General features: G+C 71.0%; 1 pseudogene. It reads left to right on the forward strand.

The window, feature by feature from the left end:
* A pseudogene (locus KDL01_RS46720) lies at positions 1-297 on the forward strand (ATP-binding protein); the annotation flags it as partial.

Consider the following 297-nt stretch of genomic DNA (forward strand, 5'->3'; position numbering starts at 1 on the left):
TACCTGCGCAAAGCCGCACCCGACGTGCTCGCCACCGCCCGCGCCCAACGCTGGGACCCCGCCGAGGTACTCAAAGTCCTGATCACCGAGGAGGTCGTCGGACGCGACGCCGCCACCCGGCGGCTCCCGGAGGAGTCCACCATCCCCGAGGCGACACAGAACGCGCTGGTCTCCGGCGCACGACCGCGAACTTCCCCACCGGCAAGACCCTCGGCTCCTGGCGCCCGGAGGAGTCCACCATCCCCGAGGCGACACAGAACGCGCTGGTCACCCTCGAATGGATCGGCCGCGCGGAGA

It is taken from the genome of Actinospica durhamensis (assembly GCF_018139695.1).
Taxonomy (GTDB): Bacteria; Actinomycetota; Actinomycetes; order Streptomycetales; family Catenulisporaceae; genus Actinospica; species Actinospica durhamensis.